This is a genomic window from Streptomyces ficellus (genome assembly GCF_009739905.1).
GTDB lineage: Bacteria > Actinomycetota > Actinomycetes > Streptomycetales > Streptomycetaceae > Streptomyces > Streptomyces ficellus_A.
Genome location: NZ_CP034279.1, coordinates 1,881,567 through 1,907,907, shown reverse-complemented (window position 1 = coordinate 1,907,907; position 26,341 = coordinate 1,881,567). Strand labels below are relative to the sequence as shown.

The following is a 26,341-nucleotide window of genomic DNA, read 5'->3' as shown; positions in this document are numbered from 1 at the left end:
GCACGCACAGTGGGCGGCAGCCGTGCGGACCCCGGGAGAGGACGTGGAACCGAAGCAGGCGGACCGATTCGTCCAGCACGCCGTGCTGCTGACGGTGACGACCGGGATGATCGAGGCGGTCAGTCTGCTCGCCCTCGGTCCGGTCTTCACGGCCATGCAGACGGGTGACGTGCTGTTCCTCGCGTTCGGGGCGGTCGGCGAGGGCGGGCTGTCCCTGTCGGCCCCGGTCGCCTCGCTGAGCGCGTTCGCGGTGGGCACGGCGGTGGGCGCCCGGATGGAGACGCGGCTCCAGTCGCACCGGCACCGCTGGTTCCGGCTCGCCCTGGCCGTGGAGGCGGGCCTGATCTGCGTCGCCGCCCTCACCGCGTGGGACCTGCCGCGCTCGGGCGGGGTGCCGACCGCACGGCACGTGGCGGCGACGGCCGTCCTGGCGCTCGCCATGGGCATCCGGGGCGTCACCGCGATGCGGGTGGCCGTCCCGGACGTGCCGACCACCCTGGTCACGCGGACGATGACCGCGATGATCGGCGGTTCGGTGGTCGGCCACGACGCCGCACTCGGCTACGGCAAGCGGGCCGGGCTGCGCCGGGTCGCGTCGATCCTGGCGATGTTCGCGGGCGGTGTGATCGGTGCGCTCCTGCTGCGGGCCGGCCGGTCGGCGACCGTGGTGCTCTTCGCCGCGGCGGCGATGGTCGTGGCGGTGGCGGTCCTCCACCTCACCCGCACGCGATAACCCGCCCACCGTGCCCCGCGCACCGTGCCCCGCGCACGGTGACCCACCCGCGGCTGCCCGACCGGCCTCGCGCTCAACGCCGCCTCGCACGGAGCACCGCCTCGCACGGAGCACCGCCTCACACGGAGCGCCGCCTCACGCTCAAACGCCGCGCCGCCTCGCGCTCAGCGCTCGCCGAGCCTGCGCAGCGCCTCCGGGGCTTCGTCCACGCTGTCGACGAGGGCGATTCGCGGTTCCATGGACCGTCCCGCGGCGAGCGCCTGGAGCAGCGGCCAGGCGGGCAGGCGCTCGGTCCAGTGGGCGCGGTCGACCAGCACCATGGGTGTCGGCTCGCCGCGCGACTCGTAGTAGTTGGGGGTCGCGTTGTCGAAGACCTCCTGGACGGTGCCGGCGGCGCCGGGGAGGAAGACCACGCCCGCGGTGCAGCGGGCCAGCAGCCCGTCCTCCCGGGTGGCGTTCGCGAAGTACTTGGCGATGTGGGACGCGAAGGCGTTCGGCGGCTCGTGGCCGTAGAACCAGGTGGGGATGCCGACCGAGTCGCCGCCCTCCGGCCAGCGGGACCGCACCTCGAAGGCCACCCGCGCCCAGTCGCCGACGGAGGGGACGAACGACGGTTCCTTGCCGAGCAGCAGCAGCGCCTCCTCCAGCATGCCGTCGCGGTGGGGCGCGGCGTACGCGCCGAGGTTGGCCGCCTCCATGGCGCCCGGCCCGCCGCCCGTCGCGACGGTCAGCCCGGCGCGGGCGAGGCTCCGGCCGAGGCGGGCGGCTCCGGCGTACGCGTCCGAGCCGCGTGCCATGGCGTGACCGCCCATCACGCCGACGACCGGCGCCCCGGCGAGGTGTTCGTCCAGCGCGTCGGAGACGGCGTCGTCGTGGACGGCGCGGAGCATCGACCCGAAGATGTCGCCGTCCGACATCGTGCGCTGGAACCAGGCGTAGGTGAGCGCGTCCGGTGTCCGCTCGTACCCCTGCTCGGCGAGGCCGGCGAACAGTTCGCCGGGGGAGTAGAGCAGTCCCCGGTACGGGTCGAACGGCAGGTCCGGTACGGGCGGGAACACGAGCGCCCCCTCGGCCCGCACCTTCGCGGCGGCCTCCGGCTCCATGCGGCAGCCGAGGAAGACGGCGGCCGTCATCGGCAGGGCGAGCAGCGCCTCCGTACGGCCCGTCAGGTCGACGGACTGGAGCCGGTACCCGACGAGGCTGCCGCGGGCGGCCACCTCGTCGAACTCCTGGAGGGTCTCTATCTCGCGGTCGTGGCCGTGCCGGGGTGTGTGCGCCATGCCGCCACGATAGCCACCCCGCCCCCGGTCCGGACGGGGACGTCAGCCCCGCAGCGGCAGGGCCGCCAGTTCCGCCACCGCCCAGGTGAGGGGGGCGAACACGGCCAGCAGGGCCAGGGCGCGCAGGGCGACGGCCAGGCGCAGCATCCGGGCCGAGGCGCCCAGCCGCAGCAGGGCGTCCTTGGTGCTGACGCGGGTCTGCCGGGATTCGAGCGCCGCGGTCAGCAGGGTGGCGGTGGTGCACGTCATGACGAGCGCCGCGCCGAGCCCGGTCAGCGGCCCGAACGGCTGGGCGCCGCCCGGCTCGTACAGCGTCGTCACCCCGATCGTGGCGGAGGCGACCGCGCACGCCACGCCCAGCGGGCGGCCGATGCGGCGTGCCTCGTCCATGAGGGCGCGCCCCGCGAGCAGCCGGGTGACGCCGGGCCGGAAGGCCTGGAGGAGGCGCCCGGTGAGGTGGGTGAGGCCCGGCCCGGCGACGGCGAGGCCGACCGCGGTGAGCGCCCAGCCGGCCAGTACGCCCGCCGGGCCGCCGCCGAGGCCGCCCGGCAGCGGGAGGGCGGCCGCGCCGCCGGTGGCGCCCTTGGCGGTGTACGTCTCGATGGCCACGCCGAGCGCGATGAGCGAGACGCCCCAGGGCAGTCCGCCGGGGGCGGCCGCGGGTGTGGTCTCGGCGGTGTCGGGGTCGTCGTCGAGGACCGCCTTGCGGCGTGGCCGCAGCGTGAGGGCGGCGCCGAGGGAGGCGACGGCCGGCACGAGGGCGAGCAGGGTCAGCGCGGCGGCCAGCGGCAGGGGGTGGCCGGCGCCGAGCAGGTCGGCGGAGGCGCCGTCGAAGGGGAGGCCGGTGAGGTCACCCCGCAGGTGGAGGAAGACCAGCAGGGCGACCGCCGAGCCGAGGGTGCAGGACACGGCGGTCGACGCGGCGGCGACCGCGGCGAGCCGGGCGGGGCCGAGGCCGATGGCCGACAGGCCGGGGCGCGGCCGGGTGGCCGGGTCGGTCCGGGCGACGGCGACGGCGAAGTGCACGGTGGCGGCGAGCGGCAGGGCGCACCAGGCGAGGCGGGTGAGGGCCGCGCCGGAGTCGCCGGGGTGCCCGACCGCGTACCCGAGGGTGCACAGCAGCAGGAAGCCGACCCCGGCGGAGGCGGCGGCGACGAGCAGCCGGCGCAGCAGCACCAGGGGGTGGGCGCCGCGGGCTAGACGGAGAGCGAGCACGCGTCGCGGCCCTCCGCCCCGTTGAGCTGCACGGAGTTGACGCGCCGCCCGTCGAGCAGGTGCGCGGTGCGGTCGGCGAGTGCCGCGACCTCGGGGTCGTGCGTGGCGAGCAGGACGGTGATGCGGTGCGAGCGGGCGGCGGCGGTGAGGGTGCGCAGCACCTGGGCGCCGTCGGCGCGGTGGAGGGGCGCGGTGGGCTCGTCGGCGAACAGCAGCGACGGCATGGTGACCAGGGCGCGGGCGAGGGCGACGCGCTGGCGCTGGGCCTGGAGGAGGTCGTGGGGCCGCTTGCGCGCGCACTCGCCGGCGTCGAGCCGCTCCAGCCAGTCGAGGGCGGCGGCCTTGGCGGCGCGGCGGGAGGTGCCGCGCAGCATCAGCGGCAGGGCGGTGTTCTCCCAGGCGGTCAGCTCGGGCACGAGGTCGGGCTCGGGGCCGATCCAGCCGAACCGTTCGCGGCGGAGCCGTTCCCGCTGGAGGGCGGTCATGGTGTGGACGGGGGCGCTGTTGAACCAGACTTCGCCCTCGCGGGCGACGAGCCGGCCGGACAGGCAGCGCAGAAGTGTCGTTTTTCCGCTTCCGCGCGGGCCGGTGACGGCGAGGATCTCGCCCTCGCGCACGCCGAGGGAGACACCTTGAAGCGCGGGGGAGCCGTTGTGGGAGTGGTGCAGGGCGCGTGCCCAGAGCACGTCGTTGTCCGGCGGGGCCACCATGGCGTACACCTCGGTATCGGTTCTGATGTGTCGTTTCCCCGTACGGTGTTCCCCCGTACGGCGGAACGATGGTAGGGCGGATCGGTCACAGGAACCGTAGGGATTGGCGAGGCGGCTGTCCGGACAGCACACGGCCCGGGTCCGCCCATCTCACTCGGATGGGGCATGACCCGGGCCGCGTTCAGCCTACGATCGGACGATCACGCCGAGGGTTACAGCTTCGTCCAGGCCTCGGTGAGGGTGGCCCGGAGGATCTGCTCGATCTCGTCGAACGTGGACTGGTCGGACACCAGCGGCGGCGCCAGCTGGACGACCGGGTCGCCGCGGTCGTCGGCGCGGCAGTACAGGCCGTTGTCGAACAGCGCCTTGGAGAGGTACCCGTACAGGACGCGCTCGGTCTCCTCGTCGTTGAACGACTCCTTGGTGACCTTGTCCTTGACGAGCTCGATGCCGTAGAAGTAGCCGTTGCCGCGGACGTCGCCGACGATCGGCAGGTCGTGCAGCTTCTCCAGCGTGGAGCGGAAGGCGCCCTCGTTGTCCAGGACGTGCTGGTTGAGGTTCTCGCGCTCGAAGATGTCGAGGTTGGCGAGGCCCACCGCGGCGGACACCGGGTGGCCGCCGAAGGTGTAGCCGTGCAGGAAGGTGTTGTCACCCTTGTAGAACGGCTCCGCGAGGCGGTCGGAGATGATGCACGCGCCGATCGGGGAGTAGCCCGAGGTCATGCCCTTGGCGCAGGTGATCATGTCCGGCACGTAGCCGAACTTGTCGCACGCGAACATGGTGCCGAGGCGGCCGAAGGCGCAGATGACCTCGTCGGAGACGAGCAGCACGTCGTACTGGTCGCAGATCTCGCGCACGCGCTGGAAGTATCCGGGCGGCGGCGGGAAGCAGCCGCCGGCGTTCTGCACCGGCTCCAGGAACACCGCGGCGACGGTCTCCGGGCCCTCGAAGAGGATCTGCTGCTCGATCTGGTCGGCGGCCCAGCGGCCGAAGGCCTCCGGGTCGTCGCCGAAGAGCGGGGCGCGGTAGATGTTGGTGTTCGGCACCTTGTGCGCGCCGGGGACCAGCGGCTCGAAGGGGGCCTTGAGGCCCGGCAGGCCGGTGATGGACAGCGCGCCCTGCGGGGTGCCGTGGTAGGCGACCGCGCGGGAGATGACCTTGTGCTTGGTGGGCTTGCCCACCAGCTTGAAGTACTGCTTCGCCAGCTTCCAGGCGGTCTCGACGGCCTCGCCGCCACCGGTGGTGAAGAAGACCTTGCTCAGGTCACCGGGGGCGTGGTGCGCGATGCGCTCGGCCAGCTCGACGGCCTTGGGATGGGCGTAGGACCACACCGGGAAGAAGGCGAGCTCCTGGGCCTGCTTGTAGGCGGTCTCGGCGAGCTCGGTCCGGCCGTGGCCGGCCTGGACCACGAACAGGCCGGCGAGGCCGTCGAGGTAGCGCTTGCCCTTGTCGTCGAAGATGTAGGTGCCCTCGCCGCGGACGATGGTCGGGACGGGGCTGTTCTCGTACGACGACATGCGGGTGAAGTGCATCCACAGGTGGTCGTAGGCGGTCTTGGAGAGGTCCTTGCTCACGGCTATCGGGTTCCCCACATATAGGTCTGCTTCTTGAGCTTGAGGTAGACGAAGCTCTCGGTGGAGCGCACGCCGGGGAGTGTGCGGATGCGCTTGTTGATCACATCCAGGAGGTGGTCGTCGTCCTCGCAGACGATCTCCACCATCAGGTCGAAGGAACCCGCGGTCATCACCACGTACTCGCATTCGGCCATGGCCGTCACCGAGTCCGCGACCTGCTCCACGTCACCCTCGACGTTGATGCCGACCATCGCCTGACGGCGGAAGCCGACGGTGAGGGGGTCGGTCACGGCGACGATCTGCATGACGCCCTGGTCGAGGAGTTTCTGGACGCGCTGCCGTACGGCCGCTTCGGAAAGGCCGACGGCCTTGCCTATCGCGGCGTACGGGCGGCGCCCGTCCTCCTGGAGCTGTTCGATGATCGCCAGGGAGACGGCGTCGATCGTCGGAGACGATCCGTTCCCGGCCCTGGGGTCTGCGCTTCGACTGGCCACACCTTCACTGTGCACCGAGTCTCGTCACTCGCGCAACCCCAGATCGAGGAAATCCGTTGTTTGGGACTTCCGATCCCACCGAATCCGAAGTTCTGGGGCGTCGGGCCTGTCGGAATCGTCGACTCAGCGATTAGGGTGGGGGTGTCCAGTACTTGGACACTTGGGTTACCGAGCACCACGAGACCGACAGGAGGGGTGGCAAGTGACCACCGAGCTGCGTCGTCTGCGCAACTACATCAACGGGGAGTTCCGGGACGCCGCCGACGGACGGACCATCGACGTGGTCAACCCGGCCACCGGCGAGGTGTACGCCACTTCTCCGCTCTCCGGCCAGGCCGACGTCGACGCCGCCATGGACGCCGCCGCGGCCGCCTTCCCCGCCTGGCGCGACACCACGCCGTCCGAGCGCCAGAAGGTACTGCTGAAGATCGCCGACGCCTTCGAGGAGCGCGCCGAGGACCTCATCGCCGCCGAGTCGGAGAACACCGGCAAACCGCTGGAGCTCACCCGCACCGAAGAGATCCCCCCGATGGTGGACCAGATCCGCTTCTTCGCGGGCGCCGCGCGCATGCTGGAGGGCAAGTCCGCCGGCGAGTACATGGAGGGCCTGACCTCCATCGTCCGCCGCGAGCCCGTCGGCGTCTGCGCCCAGGTCGCGCCCTGGAACTACCCGATGATGATGGCCGTGTGGAAGTTCGCCCCGGCGCTCGCCGCGGGCAACACCGTCGTCCTCAAGCCGTCGGACACCACCCCGGCCTCCACCGTGCTGATCGCCGAGATCATCGGCCAGATCGTCCCCAAGGGCGTCTTCAACGTCATCTGCGGCGACCGCGACACCGGCCGCGCGATGGTCGAGCACCGGATCCCCGCCATGGCCTCCATCACCGGCTCCGTGCGCGCCGGCATGCAGGTCGCCGAGTCCGCAGCCAAGGACGTCAAGCGCGTCCACCTGGAGCTGGGCGGCAAGGCGCCGGTCGTCGTCTTCGAGGACACCGACATCGACAAGGCCGTCGAGGACATCTCCGTCGCCGGCTTCTTCAACGCCGGCCAGGACTGCACCGCCGCCACCCGCGTCCTCGTCCACGAGTCCATCCACGACGAGTTCGTCTCGGCCCTGGCCAAGGCCGCCGCCGGCACGAAGACCGGTCAGCCGGACGACGCCGACGTGCTGTACGGCCCGCTGAACAACGCCAACCAGCTCAAGCAGGTCAGCGGCTTCATCGACCGCCTCCCCGCCCACGCCAAGGTCGAGGCGGGCGGCCACCGCGTCGGCGACAAGGGCTACTTCTACGCCCCGACCGTCGTCTCCGGCCTCAAGCAGGACGACGAGATCATCCAGAACGAGGTCTTCGGCCCCGTCATCACCGTCCAGTCCTTCCGCGACGAGGACCAGGCCCTGGAGTACGCCAACGGCGTCGAGTACGCCCTGGCCTCCTCCGTCTGGACCAAGGACCACGCCCGCGCCATGCGCATGTCCAAGGCGCTGGACTTCGGCTGCGTCTGGATCAACACCCACATCCCGCTGGTCGCGGAGATGCCGCACGGCGGCTTCAAGAAGTCCGGCTACGGCAAGGACCTCTCGGCGTACGGCTTCGACGACTACACGCGCGTCAAGCACGTGATGACCTCGCTGGGCTGAGGGCCCTCACGAGCGGGCGGGCGGGCCGGGGTTCCTCCCCCGGCCCGCCCGCCGCGTCGTACCGCCCCCGTCAGGGGGTGACGCGGTTGAGCTCCTCCCGGCGGACGTCCTTCGGGCGGTCCGTCCGGTCGGTGTACAGCCGCCCCTCGCCCGCCGGGGTGAGCACCATCGAACCGCGCACCGGACAGCCGGACGTGGCCGGGACGAGCGGGCCGAGGACCAGCCGGTCGGTGTGGGCGCCCGCGAGGACGCCCTTCCACCGGCACCCCTTGGCGGAGCCCGCGCCGGTCGCGGTGACGACCTCCTTGCCGATCGTGTTCTGGGCGATGGTCAGCCGCAGCCCGTCGGCCGCCGGCCGCGTCGCCAGCTCCCAGGTGCCCAGGAACTTCGGGTGCACCGGCGCCCTGCTCGTCTCGGCGGGCCGCAGCGTCGTCGACACACCCCGCGACTCCCACCGCAGCGTCCCGTCCGGCTGGACCGTGAACGTCTGCTCCGGCGACGGCTCGGCGCAGGCCGCCGCGTCCGCCGGCACGCTGTTCGTCCTGCTGCCCGCCCCCAGGACGATCTTCTTGTCCTCGGCGGAGACCAGCGGCGCCCGGCTCTGGCACACCGCGTACGGCAGGGTGTACGTGACGGTGGCGACCATCTCCCGCTTCTCGCCCTGGACGATGTCGAAGCGCCCCTGGAACTCGCCGTCCGGGCCCGCCGCGACCGAACCCTCCCACGCCCCCAGATAGGCGTCCGGCACCGCGCCCTCGATCTCCCTGATCTCGGGCGTCTCCTTGTCGTCCCCCGCGAGCCAGCCGATCAGCATGAGCAGCAGGACCAGCATCACGGGCAGCCCCACCACGATGCTCAGCACGATCGCCGTGATCTTCCCGCCGTTCCCGGACCGGGCGGCCGGCGGTGCCGGGGCGGGAGGGTACGGGCCGGTCGGGTGGGTGGGCTGCGCGTACGGATACCCGTGGTGCGGCTGGGGCACCGGCGGCGGGGTCTGGAACGCCGTCGGCCCGTACGGCAGCCCCACCGGCTGCGGCTGCGGCCGCTGCTGCGGCACCGGGGCGTGCGCCGGGGCGGGCAGCTCGGCGTCCAGCAGCCGCGCCGCCCGCTGGCCCAGCTCCGCGAGCAGGGCGCCCGGCAGCCACGCCCCGGCCGGCTCGGAGTCCCGCGTCGCCTCGATCAGCTCCGCCACGGACGGCCGCCCCGCCGGGTCCTTCATCAGGCACGCCCGCACGAGGCCCGCCAGCCTCGGCGGCACGCCCTCCAGGTCGGGCTCCTCCTGCACGATCCGGTACAGCAGGCTGTGGACCCCGCTCTCGGCGCCCCCGAACGGCGTCCGCCCCGTCGCCGCGTACGCGAGGACCGCCCCCAGGCAGAACACGTCCGACGCCGGCGTGATGCCCTGACCGAGCACCTGCTCCGGCGACATGAAACCGGGCGAGCCGACGACCGCGCCGGTGCGGGTGCGGACGTCACCGGACGCGCTCTGCGCGTCCAGCGCCCTTGCGATACCGAAGTCGATCACCCGTGGACCGTCCACCGTCACCAGGATGTTGGACGGCTTGAGGTCGCGGTGCACCAGCCCCACCGAGTGGATCGCCTCCAGAGCCTGGGACAGCCCGCTCGCCAGCGCGCGCACCGATGTCTCGGGCAGCGGACCGTGGTCCTTGCCGACGACCTCAGAGAGCGAGGGCCCCGGGATGTAACCGGTCGCCACCCACGGCACCGCCGCCCCGGTGTCCGCGTCCAGCACCGGCGCCGTCCACCGGCCGCCGACCCGCCGCGCCGCCGACACCTCCTGCGCGAACCGCTGCCGGAACTCGCCGTCCTGCGCCAGCTGACGGAGGATCAACTTCACGGCGACGGTCCGGCCGCCCTCGCTGCGCGCGAGGTAGACGCGGCCCATGCCTCCCTCGCCCAGCAGGCCCAGGAGGCGGTACGGACCTATCCAGGCGGGGTCTTCAGCGCTGATCGGTTCCACCGTCGGATCTTCGCACAGGGACCGGCCGGCACCCGCGCGGAGGGCCGGAAGCGCAATACCGGGACCCCCGTAAAGGGCCGGTAAACCCCGGCGTACGCTGCGGACATGAGCGAGTCTCGCGCCCTCTTGCGGCGTATACGTGCATGGTTGGTGTTCTTCATCGTCTGTCTGGTCCTGAGCGGAGTGACCGCGTTCCCGCTCGTCACCGAACTGCACCTGATGCAGGACGCCCTGAACGGCTGGGCGTCCCCCCTCGCCGACGCGTTCCCCGGCCTCCAGGAGTGGATCGAGCGGGTCCGGACCGGCCTCGACACCGCCGACGAGCGCTTCCCGTTCCTCCTCTACGGCACCGACTGGCTCGCCTTCGCGCACCTCGTCATCGCGGTCGCCTTCTACGGGCCCTACCGCGACCCGGTGCGCAACATCTGGGTGATCGAGTTCGGCATGATCGCCTGCGCCGGGATCATCCCCCTCGCCCTGATCTGCGGCCCGATCCGGGGCATCCCCTTCTGGTGGTCGGTCATCGACATGTCCTTCGGGGTCTTCGGGATCATCCCCCTGCTGGTGGTGCACCGCATGATCAAGCGCCTGGAGGCGCTGACCGCGCCCGTGCTCAGCGCGCGAACGCTGCCCGTGTGATCCGCTCGGCCACCGGGTTCCCCTCCAGGCCCTTCGCGTCGGTGGAGTTCACCGAGTACACCAGGGTGCGGGAGAGGTCTCCGGTGGCCGCGATCATGGTGTTGTAGCCCCACCGCCCGCCGGTCTTCAACCACAGCACCCGGCCGTCCTCCGCCTCGTACCGTTGCAGCCCCGCGCTCATGGTCGCGCCCGGCACACCGGCCGGCACGGTGAACATCTCCTTCAGCAGCGGGCCGCGCACCACCTCGCCCCGGAACAGCGCCAGCAGGAACCGCTCCAGGTCCGCCGTCGTCGACACGAGGTCCCCGGCCGCCCAGGCCTCCGTGACCCCCCACACCGTCACGTCACGCAGCTCACTCGCGCCGTCCGCCAGCGGGAACACCTGGTAACCGTGGTTGTGCGGCCCCCGGATCCGGGGCGAGGCGCCCGGGAAGTACGTGCCGCGCAGACCCAGCGGCCGCAGGATCCGGCGGGCCACCTGGTTCTCGTACCGGTCGCCGCTCACCCGCTCGATCAGCAGCCCGGCCACCGTGTAACCGATGTTGCCGTACCGCTGCACCTCACCGGGCGGGGCGACCCGCTCCTTCGCGGTGGCCGAGGCGACCGTCGCGCGCGGGTCACGGACGTCGAAACGGTGGGCGTACCAGTCGTGGACGTCCTTGCCCGGCACGTCGGCGCCCGGCATCCCGTGCGTGTGGTCCAGCAGCTGACGCACCTTCACCTTGCCGTACGCGGCCGGGATCAGGTCCGGCAGGTAGTCCCGGACGTACCCGTCGAGGTCCACCTTCCCCTCCCCGGCCAGCTGGAGCACCACCGCCGCCGTGAACACCTTCGTCACCGAACCCGCCCGGAACCGGCCGGCCGGATCCGCCGGACGGCCACTGCGCAGGTCGTGCACGCCCGCACTGCCGCGCCAGGAGCCGCCCGTGCCGCCGACCCGCACCAGCGCGGCGGTCGCGTCGTCATCCGGGAGCCCGGCCAGCGCGGCGGCGTCCGGGCCGATGTGCGCCCGGGACGCGGCGGCGGGCTCCCGGGCGCCCGCCGGGGCGGCGAGGGGGCCCGCCGCGACGCCGAGGACGAGCGCGGCGGCGAGCAGGGCACGGGTACGGGTGTTCATGGGCAACTCCTGGGAGACGAACCGGCGTTGTCGGATGCGTCTCCCATCCTGCTCACCGGCGCGCCCAGCGGCAGCACGGTCAGCGCCGTCAGCCCGTACGCCGCCCACGTCGCCTCCGGCAGCCGGGGGTCGCGCGGCACCACGAACGGCATGGTGACCGCCGCCAGCACCAGCAGCGCGATACCGGCGTCCACGGCCCACGGCGGCAGCGCCCTCGCCCACCGCGCGGCCCCGGACGTCACGGCTTGCGGGCGACCGCGCCGAACTGCGCCACCTCCACCGCCGTCGCGCACCGCCAGCTCGCGCACGACACGATGCCCGGCTCCAGCACCTCCAGACCGTCCAGGAACGACGCGAACTCCGCCCGGCCGCGCGCGGTGATGGGCGGCGTCGCGTTCCTGTTCCAGAACTCCATCGCCTCCGCGTTGCCCCCACCGCCCAGCTCCAGGGTCGGGTGGGTCAGCACCAGGTGACTGCCGGACGGCATCGCCGCCATCAGCGTCCGCACGATCGACCGGGCCTCGTCCGTGTCCAGCACGAAGTTGAGGATGCCCAGCATCATCACGGCGACCGGCCGGCCGAGGTCCAGCACCGGCCGGACGGCGTCCAGGATCCGCTCCGGCTGGTGGGCGTCCGCGTCGACGTACTCCGTCACGCCCTCCGCGGAGCCGGTCAGCAGAGCCCGGGCGTGCGTGAGGACGATCGGGTCGTTGTCGACGTACACAACCCGCGCGTCGGGCGCGATCCGCTGCGCGACCTCGTGCGTGTTGTCGGCGGTCGGCAGGCCCGTACCGATGTCCAGGAACTGCCGGACGCCCGCCTCACCCGCCAGATACGCCACCGCCCGGCCCAGGAACGCCCGGTCCGCGCGGGCGACTTCACCGATGCCCGGGTACAGGGACACCACCTGGTCGCCGACCTCGCGGTCGACCGGATAGTTGTCCTTCCCGCCCAGCCAGTAGTTCCAGACGCGGGCGTTGTGCGCGACGTCGGTGCGGATCCTGCCTGCGGTCACGTACGGCTCCCCTTCAGCACGGCGCTCAGCGCGTCCACCCGGTTGGTGGTGATCGAGTCCACCCCGGCGGCGATCAGCCTACGCATCGTCCTGCGCGTGTCGGCCGTCCACGCGGAAACCAGCATCCCGTCCCGGTGCACCCGCTCGGTCAGCTCCCGGTCCACCAGCCCGAAACGGTAGTTGAGCCAGCGCGGCGCGACCGCCGCCAGCAGCTCCGGGCGGGGCGGGGCCAGGGTCGTCCACGTCAGGGCGATCTCGGCGCCCGGATCGGCGGCCCGGACGAGCAGCATCGCGGCGGCACTGGAGCAGTAGTACACCCGGTCGGCCGCGCCGCACTCGTGGACCGTGTCCACGACCGCCCGCACCGACCGCTCCGTCGCCCCCGGCAGATCGAGCATCACCCGGTGCCCGCCCAGCTCGCCCAGCGCCGCCTCCAGCGAGGGCACACCCCGCTCCCCGGTCAGCGCCCGCACCTCGTCCCAACCGACCGCGTCCAGCGGCCGCTCGACGCGCCACAACCGCTTCAGCGAGTCGTCGTGCAGCAGCACCGGGACGCCGTCACGGGTGAGCCGCACATCGATCTCGACCGCGTCCGCCCCGCGCGCGACCGCCGAACGCAACGACGCCAGCGTGTTCTCGCGGACGCGGTACGGGTCGCCCCGGTGCGCCACGACCGTGACGGCACCCATCAGCGGCGCAGCCACTCGGTGGTGTAGCTGTCGATCTCGGCGGCGATCCGCGCCTTGCCCGCCGGGTCGAGGAACGACGCCTCGACGGCGTTCTTGGCCAGCTCGGCGACGCCCCGCTCGTCCAGCCCCAGCAACCGGGCCGCCACACCGTACTCGTGGTTGAGGTCGGTGCCGAACATCGGCGGGTCGTCGGAGTTGATCGTGACGAGCACGCCGGCGGCCACCATCTCCTTGACGGGGTGCTCGTCGATGTTCGCGACCGCACGGGTGGCGATGTTGGACGTCGGGCACACCTCCAGCGCGATGCGGTGCTCCGCGAGGTACGCCAGCAGCTCCGGGTCCCTTACGGAGCTGGTGCCGTGCCCGATGCGCTCGGCGCCCAGCTCCCTCAGCGCGTCCCAGACGGTCTCCGGACCGGTCGTCTCCCCGGCGTGCGGCACCGAGCGCAGCCCGGCGGCGATGGCCCGGTCGAAGTACGGCTTGAACTGCGGGCGCGGTACGCCGATCTCGGGACCGCCCAGCCCGAACGACACCAGGCCCTCGGGCCGCAGGTCCACCGCGAGCCGCGCGGTCTCCTCGGCCGCCTCCAGCCCGGCCTCGCCCGGGATGTCGAAGCACCAGCGCAGGATGACGCCCAGCTCCCGCTCCGCCGCGACGCGGGCGTCCTCGATGGCCGCCATGAAGGCCTTCTCGTCGATGCCGCGCCGGGTGGAGCTGAACGGCGTGATGGTGAGCTCCGCGTACCGGATCTGCTGCCGGGCCATGTCCCGGGCGACCTCGTACGTCAGCAGCCGCACGTCCTCCGGCGTGCGGACGAGGTCCACGACCGACAGGTACACCTCGATGAAGTGCGCGAAGTCGGTGAAGGTGAAGTAGTCGACGAGCGCCTCGGGGTCCGTGGGGACCTTCGAGTCGGGATGGCGGGCCGCCAGTTCGGCGACGATCCGGGGCGAGGCCGAGCCGACGTGATGCACGTGCAGTTCGGCCTTGGGCAGCCCCGCGATGAAGGGGTGCAGATCGGTCATCGGAGTCCTCCGTGTGCGGGCTGGTCGGGGATCATCGTAGGTCGGCCGTTAGCATGGCCGGACGCAACGGGGGAGGGCCCATGTCAGAGCGAAGCGACTCGAACGATCCGTGGGCTCCGCCGGAGAGCCGGCAGCCCGAACCCTCCCCCTACCAGCCGCCGACCGCGCCCGGCGTGCACGACCAGCCGACGATGACCTCGGTACCGGGCGAGCTGCCGCCGCCCCCCATGGCTCCCGGCACCTACGGCTATCCGGCCCCCGCGCCGCCCGCAGCGTCGTACGGCTACCCGGGCTACCCCGGCTACAGCGCCTACGGCCAGTCCGGCTGGCAGCAGGCCCCGGCCAACGGCATGGGCATCACCGCGCTCGTCCTCGGCATCATCTCCGTAGTGCTCTTCTGCGCCTGGGGTCTGGGCGTCGTGCTCGGCATCCTCGCGCTGATCTTCGGCATCATCGGCCGCAAGAAGGCCAACCGGGGCGAGGCGAACAACCACGGCATGGCGCTCGCCGGGATCATCCTCGGCGCGGTGGGCATCGTGATCGGCGGTACGGTCCTGGCGTTCATCATCTGGACGGTCGCGACCGAGGCGGGCCGCGACGCGTACGACGACAACTCCGACAACGACCCCTTCGGCACGTCTCTCACCGTCCCGCGCTGACGCGTCCACCCGCACCCGGCGACGTACCCGGGGTGGGGCCGTGCAGGGTCGCCCCCGCAGGGGACCGGCGGCGTTACCGGGGCTCCCTACCCCGTAACCCGAGGCCGCCGGCCCCGAGGAGGCGAGCCCGGAGGGGCCACGCCCCCACCCCACCGGGGGTAACCGGCACGAGGCACCGCCCGCAGGCGAACCGGGAACAGGCACCGCCCCAGTCCCGTTGTGCCCACCCTCCCCCAAACTCTCGGCTTCGCTCGAGCAGGGGGGACCCCCATCGCCCAGCGGGACGACTGCCCACAACGGGACGGCGGGGTGGGAGCCCCAGCGGGACGACTGCCCACAACGCGCCGGGAGCGAGCCCAGCGGGACGGTCAGGGCGAGCGCAGCGTGGCGCGGGCTTCCATGAGGGCGAAGCCGAGGAGGTTGAGGCCGCGCCAGTGGGCGGGGGTGTCGGCGCGGGGGTCGTCGGCGGCCAGGCCGATGCCCCACACGCGGTCCACCGGGCTCGCCTCGACCAGGACGCGGTCGCCCGTCGCCAGCAGGAATGCCCGCAGCTCCGGGTCGGAGGCGAACTTGTGACGGCTGCCCTCCACCACGATCCCGAACCGCTCCCGCTTCCATATCGTCTCGTCGAACCCGCGCACGAGCCGCCCCGCCTTCTTGGCGAGCGCGGGGTCCGGCGCCTCGAGGGCCTGGCGCTCGGCGTCGGCGTCGCCGAAGAGGCGGGCCTTGGCGGCCATCATCCAGTGCTCGGCCGTCGCGTACGACACGCCGTCGACGGTGAACGGCGACGGCCACCACTGGCTCAGGCAGCTCGCCCCGATCGTCCCGTCGCGCTTCGGCGTGTGCCCCCAGAAGTGCAGATACTTGACACGCTCACCCGTGCTGACCTGCTCGATCAGCTCGTGGATCTTCTCCATGCACGCCAGTCTGGCAGTCACCACTGACACTCCGTACGGAGATTCCCGCCCTCACCCGACACATGGTCGACCGATTCCGTCGCTTAACCAAAAGGCAACAACGGAATCACTTGTTGCTCAGGTACTCCTCTGCCAGGATCGGCACTCAATTCGAGCCGGGACAACGGAGAGCGTCATGGACAACCGCTTCCAGGGACTCGACCGCTTCGCGGCCGGGGCACAGTACATCGGCGGGCGGCTGCGGCCGGGGACCTCGGGACGCGGGCACACGGTCGTCGACCCCGCGACCGGGGAGAAGGTCCTCGACTACGAGCTGGCCTCCACCGCCGACGTGGACGCGGCCGTCGCCGCCGCCCGTGACGCGCTGCCCGGCTGGGCGGGCGCGACCCCGGGCGAGCGCTCCGACGCGATGCACCGGTTCGCCGCGCTCCTGGGCGAACGGGCCGAGGACCTCGCGCACGCCGAGTCCCTCCAGTGCGGCAAGCCGATCAAGCTGACGCGCGAGTTCGACGTACCGGGCAGCGTGGACAACACCGCGTTCTTCGCGGGCGCCGCCCGGCACCTCCAGGGCCAGTCGGCCGGCGAGTACAGCGGCGACCACACCTCCTACGTCCGCCGCGAGCCCATCGGCGTGGTGGGCTCCATCGCCCCGTGGAACTACCCCCTCCAGATGGCCGCCTGGAAGGTGCTCCCGGCCATCGCCGCCGGCAACACCATCGTCCTGAAGCCCGCCGAGCTCACCCCGCTCACCTCGCTGATGTTCGCGCAGGCGGCCACCGACGCGGGCATCCCCGACGGCGTCGTCAACATCGTCACCGGCGCCGGGCGGGACGCGGGGGAGCACCTCGTCGGGCACCCGGACGTCGCCATGACGTCCTTCACCGGCTCGACCGCCGTGGGCAAGCGGGTGGCCGAGATCGCCACGTCCACCGTCAAGCGGCTCCACCTGGAACTGGGCGGCAAGGCGCCCTTCGTCGTCTTCGACGACGCCGACCTGGAGGCCGCCGTGCACGGCGCGGTCGCCGGGTCGCTGATCAACACGGGCCAGGACTGCACGGCCGCCACGCGCGCGTACGTCCAGCGCCCGCTGTACGACGCGTTCGTCTCCGGCGTCGCCGACCTGATGGCGACGATCCGCATCGGCGACCCGTTCCAGGAGGACACCGACCTGGGCCCGCTCATCAGCCACGCCCAGCGGGACCGGGTCGCGGCCTTCGTGGACCGCGCCCGGGCGTACGCGACCGTCGTCACCGGCGGTGTGGCGCCGCACAACGACGGCGCGTACTACCGGCCCACCCTGATCACCGGCGCCGCCCAGGACAGCGAGATCGTCCAGGCGGAGATCTTCGGCCCGGTCCTCGTCGTGCTGCCCTTCGACAGCGACGACGAGGGGCTGGCCCTCGCCAACGACACGCCCTACGGCCTCGCCGCCTCCGCCTGGACCCGTGACGTGTACCGCGCCGGACGGGCCACGCGCGAGATCAAGGCCGGCTGCGTCTGGATCAACGACCACATCCCGATCATCAGCGAGATGCCGCACGGCGGCTACCAGGCGTCCGGCTTCGGCAAGGACATGTCGGCGTACTCCTTCGAGGAGTACACGCAGGTCAAGCACGTGATGTACGACAACACGGCGGTCGCCCGCAAGGAATGGCACCGCACGATCTTCGGGGACCGATAGACCTCAACGGCCCGCTTCGGACGGCCCGCTTCGAAAGGCACAGCGCATGGAGCAGTACCAGCCCGGCCGCCTCTCCGCGGCACAGCTCACCGCGATGCGGCGGAGCCTGACGAACGGACGGGGAGCCCTCACCCGCCGTTCGATGCTGCGCGCCACGGGCGCCGGGGCGCTCACGCTGGGCGGTCTCGCCGGCTTGAGCGCCTGTGGCATCCCGCCGGCCGCGCGCGAGGGCGACGGTCCCGCCTCCACCGACCACTCCGCGAAGGAGAAGCAGCTCAACTTCTCCAACTGGACGCAGTACATCGACATCGGCGAGGACGAGAAGCAGCGTCCGAGCCTGGAGGCGTTCACCAGGCGCACCGGGATCAAGGTCAAGTACACCGAGGACATCAACGACAACGTCGAGTTCTTCGGCAAGGTCAAGCCGCAGCTGGCCGCCGGCCAGGACACCGGCCGGGACCTGATATGCGTCACCGACTGGCTCGCGGCCCGCATCATCCGGCTCGGCTGGGCGCAGAAGCTCGACCCGTCGAACCTGCCGCACGCGTACGCCAACCTCTCCGCCCAGTTCCGCCGCCCCGACTGGGACCCGGGCCGCGCCTACTCGTACCCCTGGACGGGCATCTCCACGGTCATCGCGTACAACAGGAAGGCCACCGGCGGCCGCAAGGTCGACTCGGTCACCCAGCTCCTGGACGACCCGAAGCTCAAGGGGCGGGTCGCGTTCCTGTCCGAGATGCGGGACTCGGTCGGGATGACCCTGATCGACATGGGCAAGGACCCGGAGAAGTTCGGCGACGCCGACTTCGACGCGGCGATCGGCCGCCTCCAGAAGGGCGTCGACACCCAGCAGATCCGCCGCTTCACCGGCAACGACTACACCGGGGACCTCGCCAAGGGCGACATCGCCGCATGTCTCGCCTGGGCCGGTGACGTCATCCAGCTCCAGGCGGACAACCCCGACATCCAGTTCGCGATCCCCAACGCCGGCTACATCACCTCCAGCGACAACCTGCTGGTGCCGGCCAAGGCCCGCCACAAGGCGAACGCCGAGAAGCTGATCGACTTCTACTACGAGCTCCCCAACGCCGCGAAGCTCGCCGGGTACATCAACTACGTCTGCCCGGTGGACGGAGTGCGCGACGAACTCGCCAAGATCGACCCCGCGCTGGCGGCGAACACCCTGATCCTCCCGGACAAGGCCATGGCCGCCAAGTCCCGGGCCTTCCGCTCCCTCAGCAGCGAGGAAGAGACGGCGTACGAGGAGAAGTTCGCCAAGCTCATCGGCGCCTGAGCACCCCGGCGCGCACGCCCCCGGCGCGCACGCCCCCGGCGCGCACGCCCCCGGCGCGCACGCCCCGGGGCGCCCCTGCACCCCCCTCGCGCCCCTGCCCTCGCGCCCCTGCCCAGCGCACCGACCCCGCTCCCGTTCCCCGTCGCCCTTCGCCCCCCGACACCCCTGGGATCGCAACCCCATGACTGACACGACGCACACCGGTGGCGACGTCCGCCTGTCCGGCATCAGCAAGTCCTACGGCTCCTTCACCGCCGTCCATCCGCTCGACCTGACCGTCCCGCAGGGCTCCTTCTTCGCCCTCCTCGGCGCGTCCGGGTGCGGCAAGACCACCACCCTCCGCATGATCGCCGGCCTGGAGGACCCCACCACCGGCACCGTGTTCCTCGGCGACACGGACGTCACCGACCTGCCGCCGTACAAGCGGCCGGTCAACACGGTCTTCCAGTCGTACGCGCTCTTCCCGCACCTGAACATCCACGAGAACGTCGCCTTCGGCCTGCGGCGGCGCGGCATCAAGTCGGTGAAGAAGCAGGTCGGGGACATGCTCGACCTCGTACAGCTCGGCGACAAGGCGAACCACAAGCCGCACCAGCTGTCCGGCGGCCAGCAGCAGCGTGTCGCCGTCGCCCGCGCGCTCATCAACCACCCCCAGGTGCTCCTCCTCGACGAGCCGCTCGGCGCCCTCGACCTCAAGCTCCGCCGCCAGATGCAGCTGGAGCTCAAGCGCATCCAGACCGAGGTCGGCATCACCTTCGTGCACGTCACCCACGACCAGGAGGAGGCCATGACCATGGCCGACACGGTCGCGGTGATGAACGGCGGCCGGGTCGAACAGCTCGGTGCGCCCGCCGACCTCTACGAGAACCCCCGCACCACCTTCGTGGCCAACTTCCTCGGCACCTCCAACCTCATCGAGGCGGAGGTCGCCGAGGCGGGCACCGAGATCGTCGTCACCGCCGGCGGGGGCAAGCTGCGGCTGCCGGCCGGCCGGTGCGTCGCCGACACCCGTACCGGCGGCAAGCTGCTCGTCGGCGTACGCCCCGAGAAGATCACGCTCGCCCACGCCGACGACGCGGGCGCGATAGCCGACGGCCGCAACAAGGTCACCGGCCGGATCGTCGCCACCTCCTTCATCGGCGTCTCCACCCAGTACGTCGTCGACGGCCCCGCCGGCACCGGCCTCCAGGTGTACGAGCAGAACGTCGAACGCGACGCGCGCCTCGCACCCGGCGCCGAGGTCGTCCTGCACTGGAACCCGGCCCACACCTTCGGCCTGGACGCGGCCCAGGACATCTCCGCCGGCGTGGAGAAGGTGGAGGACGCCACGTGACGATCACCGACACCCCCCGGGCGTCCGAGGCCCCGGCCCCGGAGCCGCCGGCCGTACGGACCAGGGGCGCGCGCAAGCGGCTCGTCCCGTACTGGCTGCTCCTGCCCGGCATCCTGTGGCTGGTCGTCTTCTTCGCCCTGCCGATGGTGTACCAGGCGTCCACCTCCGTGCAGACCGGCTCCCTGGAGCAGGGTTTCCAGGTCACCTGGCACTTCGCGACCTACTGGGAGGCCTTCACCGAGTACTGGCCCCAGTTCGTCCGGTCCCTGTTGTACGCCGGCACCGCCACCGTCCTGTGTCTGCTGCTCGGCTACCCGCTCGCGTACCTCATCGCCTTCAAGGCGGGCCGCTGGCGGAACCTGCTCCTGGTCCTGGTCGTCGCGCCGTTCTTCACCAGCTTCCTCATCCGTACGCTGGCGTGGAAGACGATCCTCGCGGACGGCGGCGCCGTCGTCGGGGCCATGGACGCGCTGCACGTCCTTGACGTCACCAACTGGCTGGGCTGGACCCAGGGGGACCGCGTCCTGGCCACGCCGTTGGCGGTGGTCTGCGGTCTCACGTACAACTTCCTGCCCTTCATGATCCTGCCGCTGTACACCTCCCTGGAGCGGATCGACGGCCGGCTGCACGAGGCGGCGAAGGACCTGTACGCCTCGCCCGCCACCACCTTCCGCAAGGTGACCTTCCCGCTGTCCATGCCGGGCGTCGTGTCGGGCACGCTCCTGACGTTCATCCCGGCGAGCGGCGACTACGTCAACGCCGAGCTGCTCGGCTCCACGGACACGAAAATGGTCGGCAACGTCATCCAGTCGCAGTTCCTGCGGGTACTGGACTATCCGACGGCGGCCGCGCTGTCCTTCATCCTGATGGCCATCGTGCTGATCATGGTCACCGTCTACATCCGCCGGGCCGGAACGGAGGACCTGGTCTGATGCGCTGGCTCCGCAAGAACCTCGTCGTCGTCGCGGGTCTGCTGACCCTCGCCTACATGATCCTGCCGAACATCGTCGTGATGGTGTTCTCGTTCAACAAGCCGGCGGGCCGCTTCAACTACGCGTGGCGGGAGTTCTCCGCCGACGCCTGGCGGGACCCGTGCGGCGTCGCCGACCTGTGCGGGTCGCTCGCGCTGTCGCTCCAGCTCGCCGCCTGGGCGACCCTCGGCGCCACCGTGCTCGGCACGATGATCGCCTTCGCGCTCGTCCGCTACCGCTTCCGGGCGCGCGGCGCGGTCAACTCGCTGATCTTCCTGCCCATGTCCATGCCCGAGGTCGTCATGGCCGCCTCCCTCCTCACCCTGTTCCTGAACATGGGCGCCGAGCTGGGCTTCTGGACGGTCCTGATCGCCCACATCATGTTCTGCCTCAGCTTCGTCGTGGTGGCGGTCAAGGCGCGGGTGATGTCGATGGACCCCCGCCTGGAGGAGGCCGCCAAGGACCTGTACGCGGGGCCCGTGCAGACCTTCCTGCGGGTCACCCTGCCGATCGCCGCCCCCGGCATCGCGGCCGGCGCCCTGCTGGCCTTCGCGCTGTCGTTCGACGACTTCATCATCACCAACTTCAACGCGGGTTCGACCGTCACCTTCCCCATGTTCGTGTGGGGCTCGGCGCAGCGCGGCACACCCGTACAGATCAACGTCATCGGCACGGCGATGTTCGTCATCGCGGTACTGGTGGTCGTCGCCGGCCAGGTCGCGGCCGGCCGGCGCAGGCGCACCGCACAACAATGAGTTCCTGAGGGAGTTGGAAACCATGGCCCCAGCCGCCATGCGTACTGCTGCACGATCACTCTCCGACGCCCAGCCCGTCGCCTTCTGGCTGGAAGACCCCGGCAAGCCCGCTCCGCTGCCCGCCCTCACCGGCACCGAGCACTGCGACCTGCTGGTCGTCGGCGGCGGCTACAGCGGCCTGTGGACCGCGCTCCTCGCCAAGGAGCGGGACCCGTCGCGGGACGTCGTCCTCATCGAGGGCCGGGAGGCGGGCTGGGCCGCCTCCGGCCGCAACGGCGGCTTCTGCGCCGCGTCCCTCACGCACGGCTTCGGCAACGGCCTCGCCCGCTGGCCCGGCGAGCTGGCCGCACTGGAGCAGATGGGCGCCCGGAACCTCGACGCCATCGAGGCGGCCGTCTCCGCGTACGGCATCGACTGCGACTTCGAACGCACCGGCGAGCTCGACGTCGCCACCGAGCCGTACCAGGTGGCGGAGCTGACGGAGGTGTACGAGGAGGCCGGCCGCCTCGGTCTCGCCGGCGACCTGGAGCTCCTCGACCGCGACGCCGTACGCGCCGAGGTCGCCTCGCCCACCTTCCTCGGCGGGCTGTGGGACCGGCGCGGCGTCGCCATGCTGCACCCGGCCAAGCTGGCGTGGGGCCTCAAGCGGGCCTGCGAGGACCTCGGGGTACGCGTCTACGAGAACACCCGCGGCCTGGAGCTCGCCCGCGCGGGTGCCGGCATGGCCGTCCGCACGCCCTACGGGCGGATCTTCGCCCGCAAGGTGGCGCTCGGCACCAACGTCTTCCCGTCGCTCGTCAAGCGGGTGCGCTCCTACACGGTGCCCGTCTACGACTACGCGCTGATGACCGAGCCGCTCAACGACGAGCAGCTCCGGTCGATCGGCTGGAAGAACCGCCAGGGCCTCGGCGACAGCGCCAACCAGTTCCACTACTTCCGGCTCTCCGCCGACAACCGGGTGTTGTGGGGCGGCTACGACGCGATCTACCCGTTCGGCGGTCGGGTGACCGCCGAGCACGACCACCGGCCGGAGACGTACCTGAAGCTCGCCGGGCACTTCTTCCACTGCTTCCCGCAGCTGGAGGGCCTGCGGTTCAGCCACGCCTGGGGCGGCGCCATCGACACCTGCTCCCGCTTCTCGCCGTTCTTCGGCACGGCCCACCAGGGCCGGGTCGCCTACGCGGCGGGGTTCACGGGGCTCGGCGTGGGCGCCACCCGGTTCGGCGCGGACGTGATGCTCGACCTGCTGTCGGGCGAGCGGACGGAGCGTACGGAGCTGGAGATGGTGCGCACCAAGCCGCTGCCGTTCCCGCCGGAGCCGATCGCCTGGGCGGGCATCGGGCTGACCAAGTGGTCGATGGCCCGCGCGGACGCGAACGGCGGACGGCGGAACCTGTGGCTCAAGGCGATGGACCGGCTCGGACTCGGCTTCGACAGCTGACCGCCCGGCACCGGCCCGGATCCACGGGTCGGTCGGTTTCGCGTCGGTTTCGCGCCGGGTGTGCGCCCCCTAACCCCCCTTCACCACCACGATGAGTGGCGTACCCGCGTCATGACCCGCATCCGCCCGTCTCTCTGTGAGTGAACGCACTGTCCGGAGGGGCAGGCACGGAGACGGAGGCAGCGGGCGATGACTGGTTCGGGGGCGAAGGCCGCGGTCGAGTGGCTGGCAGCGGGGGCGCCGGATCCCGGCGCGTGCCGGTGGGAGTGGGAACGCAACGGCGTCGCGCTCCTGCCGGCGGGCCGGCGCTGGGACGTACTGATCACCCCGGCGGAGCTGGGCCACGCCACGCTCGACGTGCTGTGCCGGCTCGTCGACCGGCCGGGCCCGGTGCTCGCCGACTCCGGCGACGCGCGCCTGGGCTTCTTCGTCCCCGCGGGCACGGCCCCGCGCTGGGTGGGCACCGGCATGCGCGCCGCCGGCCGGGGCACCTGGATCGCCGTCCCGCACCCGGGCCGGGCTACGGGCGCGGCCCGCTGGCTGGTGGCGCCGGACGGCTGGGGAACCCTGACCGACCCGGCGCTCCTGGAGCTGGCGATGCACGAGGCGGCCGCGCGCCTGCCCAGGCGGCAGGGGCATCCGGACGGGCGGGGTCAGGAGCCGTGAGGCGCCCGCGTCAGGAGTCCTGGCCCTCGCCGGCCGTCCGGCGGGAGCGCCGGGCCAGGAGCACCGGGACGGGGGCGAACAGGCAGGCACTGGCCAGCACGTCCAGCGGCCAGTGGTAGCCGCGCAGCACCAGCCCGGTGCCGGTCGCGACCGTCAGCAGCACGGCGACGGGCAGGAGACGCCGGTGCACGAGCAGGGCCGCCCCGCAGTACGCCACCAGGGCGGTCGCCGTGTGCCCGGACGGGTAGTAGCCGGTGGCGGGGGTGAGCGGGCCGACCCGGTCCACGAGCAGTTTCAGCGGCACGACCAGGGCCGGGACCAGGGCCATCGCGAGCCCGGCGTACAGCGCCTGGGCGCGGCGGCCGCGCCACACCGCGTACGCCATGGCGGCCAGCAGGACGGGGAGGGCGACCTGGAGGTTCCCGAGGTCGGCGAGCAGCTCGGTCAGGGGGGTGGGGCCGGCGCCGGCGAGGGCGCGGCTCGCGCGTTCGTCCAGGCGGGTGAGGGGGCCGTCGGCGACGACCTGCCAGGTCACGACCGCGAAGAGCGCGACCGGCAGTGACAGGAGGGCCAGGCGGGTCGGAAGGGGAAAAGCCGGCCGCCCCGGAACAGGGGGGGTGGTTCCGGGGCGGCCGCCAGGACCGGTGCGCCGCGCGCCCCGGGGGGTGTGGGGCGGGCGACTGTCCGATCGGTGAGGAGACCCGGAGCCAGAGGCTCCGGTGGTGTGCGCGAGGGCACGGCCGGGACGTCGCTGGGGAGGCTTCGCCACGGCATCGCCCGCAGTCACCTGCGAGCGGGGTGTTTCTCTCATCTGCAGAAACCGTACGGCAGAGAATGGGGGGCCGACAGCCGGATCCCGATCCCGCCATCGGCCCCCCACCGGTTCTTCACAACCGGTCGCTCCGCGTCACAGACCGGCGAACGCGCTTTCGATCACGTCGAGGCCCTCGTTCAGGAGTTCCTCGCCGATGACCAGCGGCGGCAGGAAGCGCAGCACGTTGCCGTAGGTGCCACAGGTGAGGACGAGCACGCCCTCGGCGTGGCAGGCCTTGGCGAGCGCGGCGGCGGCCTCCGGGTTCGGCTCCTTGGCCGCCGGGTCCTTGACGAGCTCGATCGCGATCATGGCGCCGCGGCCGCGGATGTCACCGATGATCTCGTGCTTCTCCTGCATGGCGGTGAGGCGGCCCTTCATGACCTCCTCGATGCGCTTGGCCTTGCCGTTGAGGTCGAGCTCCTTCATCGTCTCGATGGCGCCGAGTGCACCGGCGCAGGCCACCGGGTTGCCGCCGTACGTACCACCGAGGCCACCGCCGTGGACGGCGTCCATCATCTCGGCGCGGCCGGTGACGGCGGCGAGCGGGAGGCCGCCCGCGATGCCCTTGGCGGTGGTGATCAGGTCCGGGACGACACCCTCGTCCTCGCACGCGAACCACTGGCCGGTGCGGCAGAAGCCGGACTGGATCTCGTCCGCGACGAAGACGATGCCGTTGTCGTTGGCGAACTTGACGATCGCGGGCAGGAAGCCCTTGGCCGGCTCGATGAAGCCGCCCTCACCGAGCACCGGCTCGATGATGATCGCGGCGACGTTCTCGGCGCCGATCTGCTTGGTGATCTGGTCGATCGCCTGCGCGGCGGCCTCGGGGCCGCAGTTCTCCGCACCGGTCGGCCAGCGGTAGCCGTAGGCCACCGGCACGCGGTAGACCTCGGGCGCGAACGGGCCGAAGCCGTGCTTGTACGGCATGTTCTTGGCGGTGAGCGCCATCGTCAGGTTCGTACGGCCGTGGTAGCCGTGGTCGAAGACGACGACGGCCTGGCGCTTGGTGTACGAGCGGGCGATCTTGACCGCGTTCTCCACGGCCTCGGCGCCGCTGTTGAACAGCGCGGACTTCTTCGCGTGGTCGCCCGGCGTCAGCTCGGCCAGCGCCTCGCAGACCTCGACGTAACCTTCGTACGGCGTGACCATGAAACAGGTGTGCGTGAACTGCTCCAGCTGGGCGCTCGCGCGGCGCACGACCGCCTCGGCGGAGGCGCCCACGGAGGTCACGGCGATACCGGAACCGAAGTCGATCAGGCGGTTGCCGTCCACGTCCTCGATCACGCCGCCACCGGCGCGGGTCGTGAAGACCGGCAGCACGGAGCCCACGCCACCCGCCACCGCGGACAGACGGCGGGCCTGAAGCTCCTGCGACTTCGGGCCGGGAATGGCGGTGACGACGCGGCGCTCCTGCGGGATATCGGTCATGCGGGGCTCCTGGGGTGGGGTCTTTCGGACGCTACTTCTCTTTCTTCCGCAGGCTAGGCGCGAGGGAGGGGGGCGGGCATGCTCCGTTAGGGAGTGGTCGGTGCCGTGTCCTTGTCCGGGACGGACATAGAGGAGGTGGCGCGTCCCCCGTACGGCACCGCACCCCGCCCGCACCTCCCCGCCCGGGCGGACGGCGGCGGGGCGGGGCAACGGGGGCGTCCACGCACTAGATTGACGGGTGCACAGGCAGGCGCGACCCGGCTGGTCAGGG

Annotated in this window: 25 protein-coding genes; 11 read left to right on the top strand and 14 right to left on the bottom strand. The window is 72.1% G+C overall.

The window, feature by feature from the left end; genetic code table 11:
• Positions 1-43: 43 nt before the first annotated feature.
• Complete coding sequence (locus EIZ62_RS08160) at positions 44-733, top strand: YoaK family protein (RefSeq protein ID WP_244375554.1); 690 nt, start codon at positions 44-46, stop codon at positions 731-733.
• A 164-nt stretch (positions 734-897) separates the two neighbouring features.
• Here the strand turns inward: EIZ62_RS08160 and EIZ62_RS08155 are convergent, their stop codons facing one another.
• From EIZ62_RS08155 to EIZ62_RS08135, 5 genes are all read right to left on the bottom strand, one after another.
• Entirely contained in the window at positions 898-2,013 is a 1,116-nt protein-coding gene (locus EIZ62_RS08155; RefSeq protein WP_156692048.1) for an LOG family protein, read from the bottom strand.
• A gap of 42 nt (positions 2,014-2,055) precedes the next feature.
• Positions 2,056-3,228, bottom strand: a complete 1,173-nt coding sequence (locus EIZ62_RS08150; protein ID WP_156692047.1) for a hypothetical protein — start codon at positions 3,226-3,228, stop codon at positions 2,056-2,058.
• Positions 3,210-3,938 (bottom strand): ABC transporter ATP-binding protein, encoded by a 729-nt coding sequence (locus EIZ62_RS08145; protein WP_156692046.1) that lies wholly within the window; start codon positions 3,936-3,938, stop codon positions 3,210-3,212. The genes EIZ62_RS08150 and EIZ62_RS08145 overlap by 19 nt, the downstream gene beginning before the upstream one ends.
• A gap of 212 nt (positions 3,939-4,150) precedes the next feature.
• Positions 4,151-5,530 carry an aspartate aminotransferase family protein gene (locus tag EIZ62_RS08140; protein WP_156692045.1) on the bottom strand — a complete coding sequence of 460 codons (1,380 nt, stop codon included), beginning with the start codon at positions 5,528-5,530 and terminating at the stop codon, positions 4,151-4,153.
• The gene (locus tag EIZ62_RS08135; protein ID WP_156692044.1) at positions 5,515-6,021 is read right to left on the bottom strand and encodes an Lrp/AsnC family transcriptional regulator; all 507 of its coding nucleotides are present in this window, start codon (positions 6,019-6,021) and stop codon (positions 5,515-5,517) included. Before EIZ62_RS08135 ends, EIZ62_RS08140 begins: the two co-directional genes overlap by 16 nt.
• 187 nt (positions 6,022-6,208) lie before the next feature.
• Between EIZ62_RS08135 and EIZ62_RS08130 the strand changes: the two genes are divergently transcribed.
• Positions 6,209-7,645: a gamma-aminobutyraldehyde dehydrogenase gene (locus EIZ62_RS08130; RefSeq protein ID WP_156692043.1), complete on the top strand. Its 1,437-nt coding sequence runs from the start codon at positions 6,209-6,211 to the stop codon at positions 7,643-7,645.
• A 70-nt stretch (positions 7,646-7,715) separates the two neighbouring features.
• On the opposite strand, the gene EIZ62_RS08125 is transcribed toward EIZ62_RS08130, so the two are convergent.
• Positions 7,716-9,626 (bottom strand): serine/threonine-protein kinase, encoded by a 1,911-nt coding sequence (locus EIZ62_RS08125; protein ID WP_156692042.1) that lies wholly within the window; start codon positions 9,624-9,626, stop codon positions 7,716-7,718.
• Positions 9,627-9,731: 105 nt separating this feature from the next.
• On the opposite strand from EIZ62_RS08125, the gene EIZ62_RS08120 reads away from it, so the two are divergent.
• Positions 9,732-10,265, top strand: coding sequence for a hypothetical protein (locus tag EIZ62_RS08120; RefSeq protein WP_156692041.1), 534 nt, complete (start codon positions 9,732-9,734; stop codon positions 10,263-10,265).
• Here EIZ62_RS08120 and EIZ62_RS08115 read toward each other — a convergent pair.
• From EIZ62_RS08115 to EIZ62_RS08095, 5 genes are read right to left on the bottom strand one after another with little or no spacing between them, the layout of a single operon-like run.
• Positions 10,240-11,382, bottom strand: coding sequence for a serine hydrolase domain-containing protein (locus EIZ62_RS08115; RefSeq protein WP_156692040.1), 1,143 nt, complete (start codon positions 11,380-11,382; stop codon positions 10,240-10,242). The genes EIZ62_RS08120 and EIZ62_RS08115 overlap by 26 nt on opposite strands.
• The gene (locus EIZ62_RS32920) at positions 11,379-11,624 is read right to left on the bottom strand and encodes a hypothetical protein (RefSeq protein ID WP_425281803.1); all 246 of its coding nucleotides are present in this window, start codon (positions 11,622-11,624) and stop codon (positions 11,379-11,381) included. Before EIZ62_RS32920 ends, EIZ62_RS08115 begins: the two co-directional genes overlap by 4 nt.
• Positions 11,621-12,397 (bottom strand): SAM-dependent methyltransferase, encoded by a 777-nt coding sequence (locus EIZ62_RS08105; protein WP_156692039.1) that lies wholly within the window; start codon positions 12,395-12,397, stop codon positions 11,621-11,623. The genes EIZ62_RS32920 and EIZ62_RS08105 overlap by 4 nt, the downstream gene beginning before the upstream one ends.
• Complete coding sequence (locus EIZ62_RS08100; RefSeq protein WP_156696278.1) at positions 12,394-13,086, bottom strand: glycerophosphodiester phosphodiesterase; 693 nt, start codon at positions 13,084-13,086, stop codon at positions 12,394-12,396. The genes EIZ62_RS08105 and EIZ62_RS08100 overlap by 4 nt, the downstream gene beginning before the upstream one ends.
• Complete coding sequence (locus EIZ62_RS08095; RefSeq protein WP_156692038.1) at positions 13,086-14,111, bottom strand: adenosine deaminase; 1,026 nt, start codon at positions 14,109-14,111, stop codon at positions 13,086-13,088. Before EIZ62_RS08095 ends, EIZ62_RS08100 begins: the two co-directional genes overlap by 1 nt.
• A gap of 80 nt (positions 14,112-14,191) precedes the next feature.
• On the opposite strand from EIZ62_RS08095, the gene EIZ62_RS08090 reads away from it, so the two are divergent.
• Complete coding sequence (locus EIZ62_RS08090) at positions 14,192-14,770, top strand: DUF4190 domain-containing protein (RefSeq protein WP_156692037.1); 579 nt, start codon at positions 14,192-14,194, stop codon at positions 14,768-14,770.
• 368 nt (positions 14,771-15,138) lie between these two features.
• Here EIZ62_RS08090 and EIZ62_RS08085 read toward each other — a convergent pair whose 3' ends face one another.
• Positions 15,139-15,687, bottom strand: coding sequence for an NADAR family protein (locus EIZ62_RS08085; RefSeq protein WP_156692036.1), 549 nt, complete (start codon positions 15,685-15,687; stop codon positions 15,139-15,141).
• Positions 15,688-15,862: 175 nt separating this feature from the next.
• Between EIZ62_RS08085 and EIZ62_RS08080 the strand changes: the two genes are divergently transcribed.
• The 7 genes from EIZ62_RS08080 (at position 15,863) to EIZ62_RS08050 (ending at position 23,828) form a co-directional block, all read left to right on the top strand.
• Positions 15,863-17,368, top strand: coding sequence for a gamma-aminobutyraldehyde dehydrogenase (locus EIZ62_RS08080; protein ID WP_156692035.1), 1,506 nt, complete (start codon positions 15,863-15,865; stop codon positions 17,366-17,368).
• Between the two features lie 46 nt (positions 17,369-17,414).
• Positions 17,415-18,662: a polyamine ABC transporter substrate-binding protein gene (locus EIZ62_RS08075; protein WP_156692034.1), complete on the top strand. Its 1,248-nt coding sequence runs from the start codon at positions 17,415-17,417 to the stop codon at positions 18,660-18,662.
• Positions 18,663-18,843: 181 nt separating this feature from the next.
• Positions 18,844-19,995: an ABC transporter ATP-binding protein gene (locus tag EIZ62_RS08070; RefSeq protein WP_156692033.1), complete on the top strand. Its 1,152-nt coding sequence runs from the start codon at positions 18,844-18,846 to the stop codon at positions 19,993-19,995.
• A complete protein-coding gene (locus EIZ62_RS08065) occupies positions 19,992-20,927 on the top strand; it encodes an ABC transporter permease (RefSeq protein WP_156692032.1) in 936 nt (311 codons plus the stop codon). Before EIZ62_RS08070 ends, EIZ62_RS08065 begins: the two co-directional genes overlap by 4 nt.
• Positions 20,927-21,721: an ABC transporter permease gene (locus EIZ62_RS08060; protein WP_156692031.1), complete on the top strand. Its 795-nt coding sequence runs from the start codon at positions 20,927-20,929 to the stop codon at positions 21,719-21,721. Before EIZ62_RS08065 ends, EIZ62_RS08060 begins: the two co-directional genes overlap by 1 nt.
• A 22-nt stretch (positions 21,722-21,743) precedes the next feature.
• Positions 21,744-23,162 (top strand): NAD(P)/FAD-dependent oxidoreductase, encoded by a 1,419-nt coding sequence (locus EIZ62_RS08055; protein ID WP_156692030.1) that lies wholly within the window; start codon positions 21,744-21,746, stop codon positions 23,160-23,162.
• Positions 23,163-23,351: 189 nt separating this feature from the next.
• Positions 23,352-23,828 (top strand): hypothetical protein, encoded by a 477-nt coding sequence (locus EIZ62_RS08050; protein WP_156692029.1) that lies wholly within the window; start codon positions 23,352-23,354, stop codon positions 23,826-23,828.
• 10 nt (positions 23,829-23,838) lie between these two features.
• Here EIZ62_RS08050 and EIZ62_RS08045 read toward each other — a convergent pair whose 3' ends face one another.
• On the bottom strand, positions 23,839-24,639 hold the full coding sequence (locus EIZ62_RS08045) for a phosphatase PAP2 family protein (RefSeq protein WP_156692028.1): 801 nt from the start codon (positions 24,637-24,639) through the stop codon (positions 23,839-23,841).
• Between the two features lie 96 nt (positions 24,640-24,735).
• The gene (gene gabT / locus EIZ62_RS08040) at positions 24,736-26,070 is read right to left on the bottom strand and encodes a 4-aminobutyrate--2-oxoglutarate transaminase (protein WP_156692027.1); all 1,335 of its coding nucleotides are present in this window, start codon (positions 26,068-26,070) and stop codon (positions 24,736-24,738) included.
• Positions 26,071-26,341 lie beyond the last annotated feature (271 nt).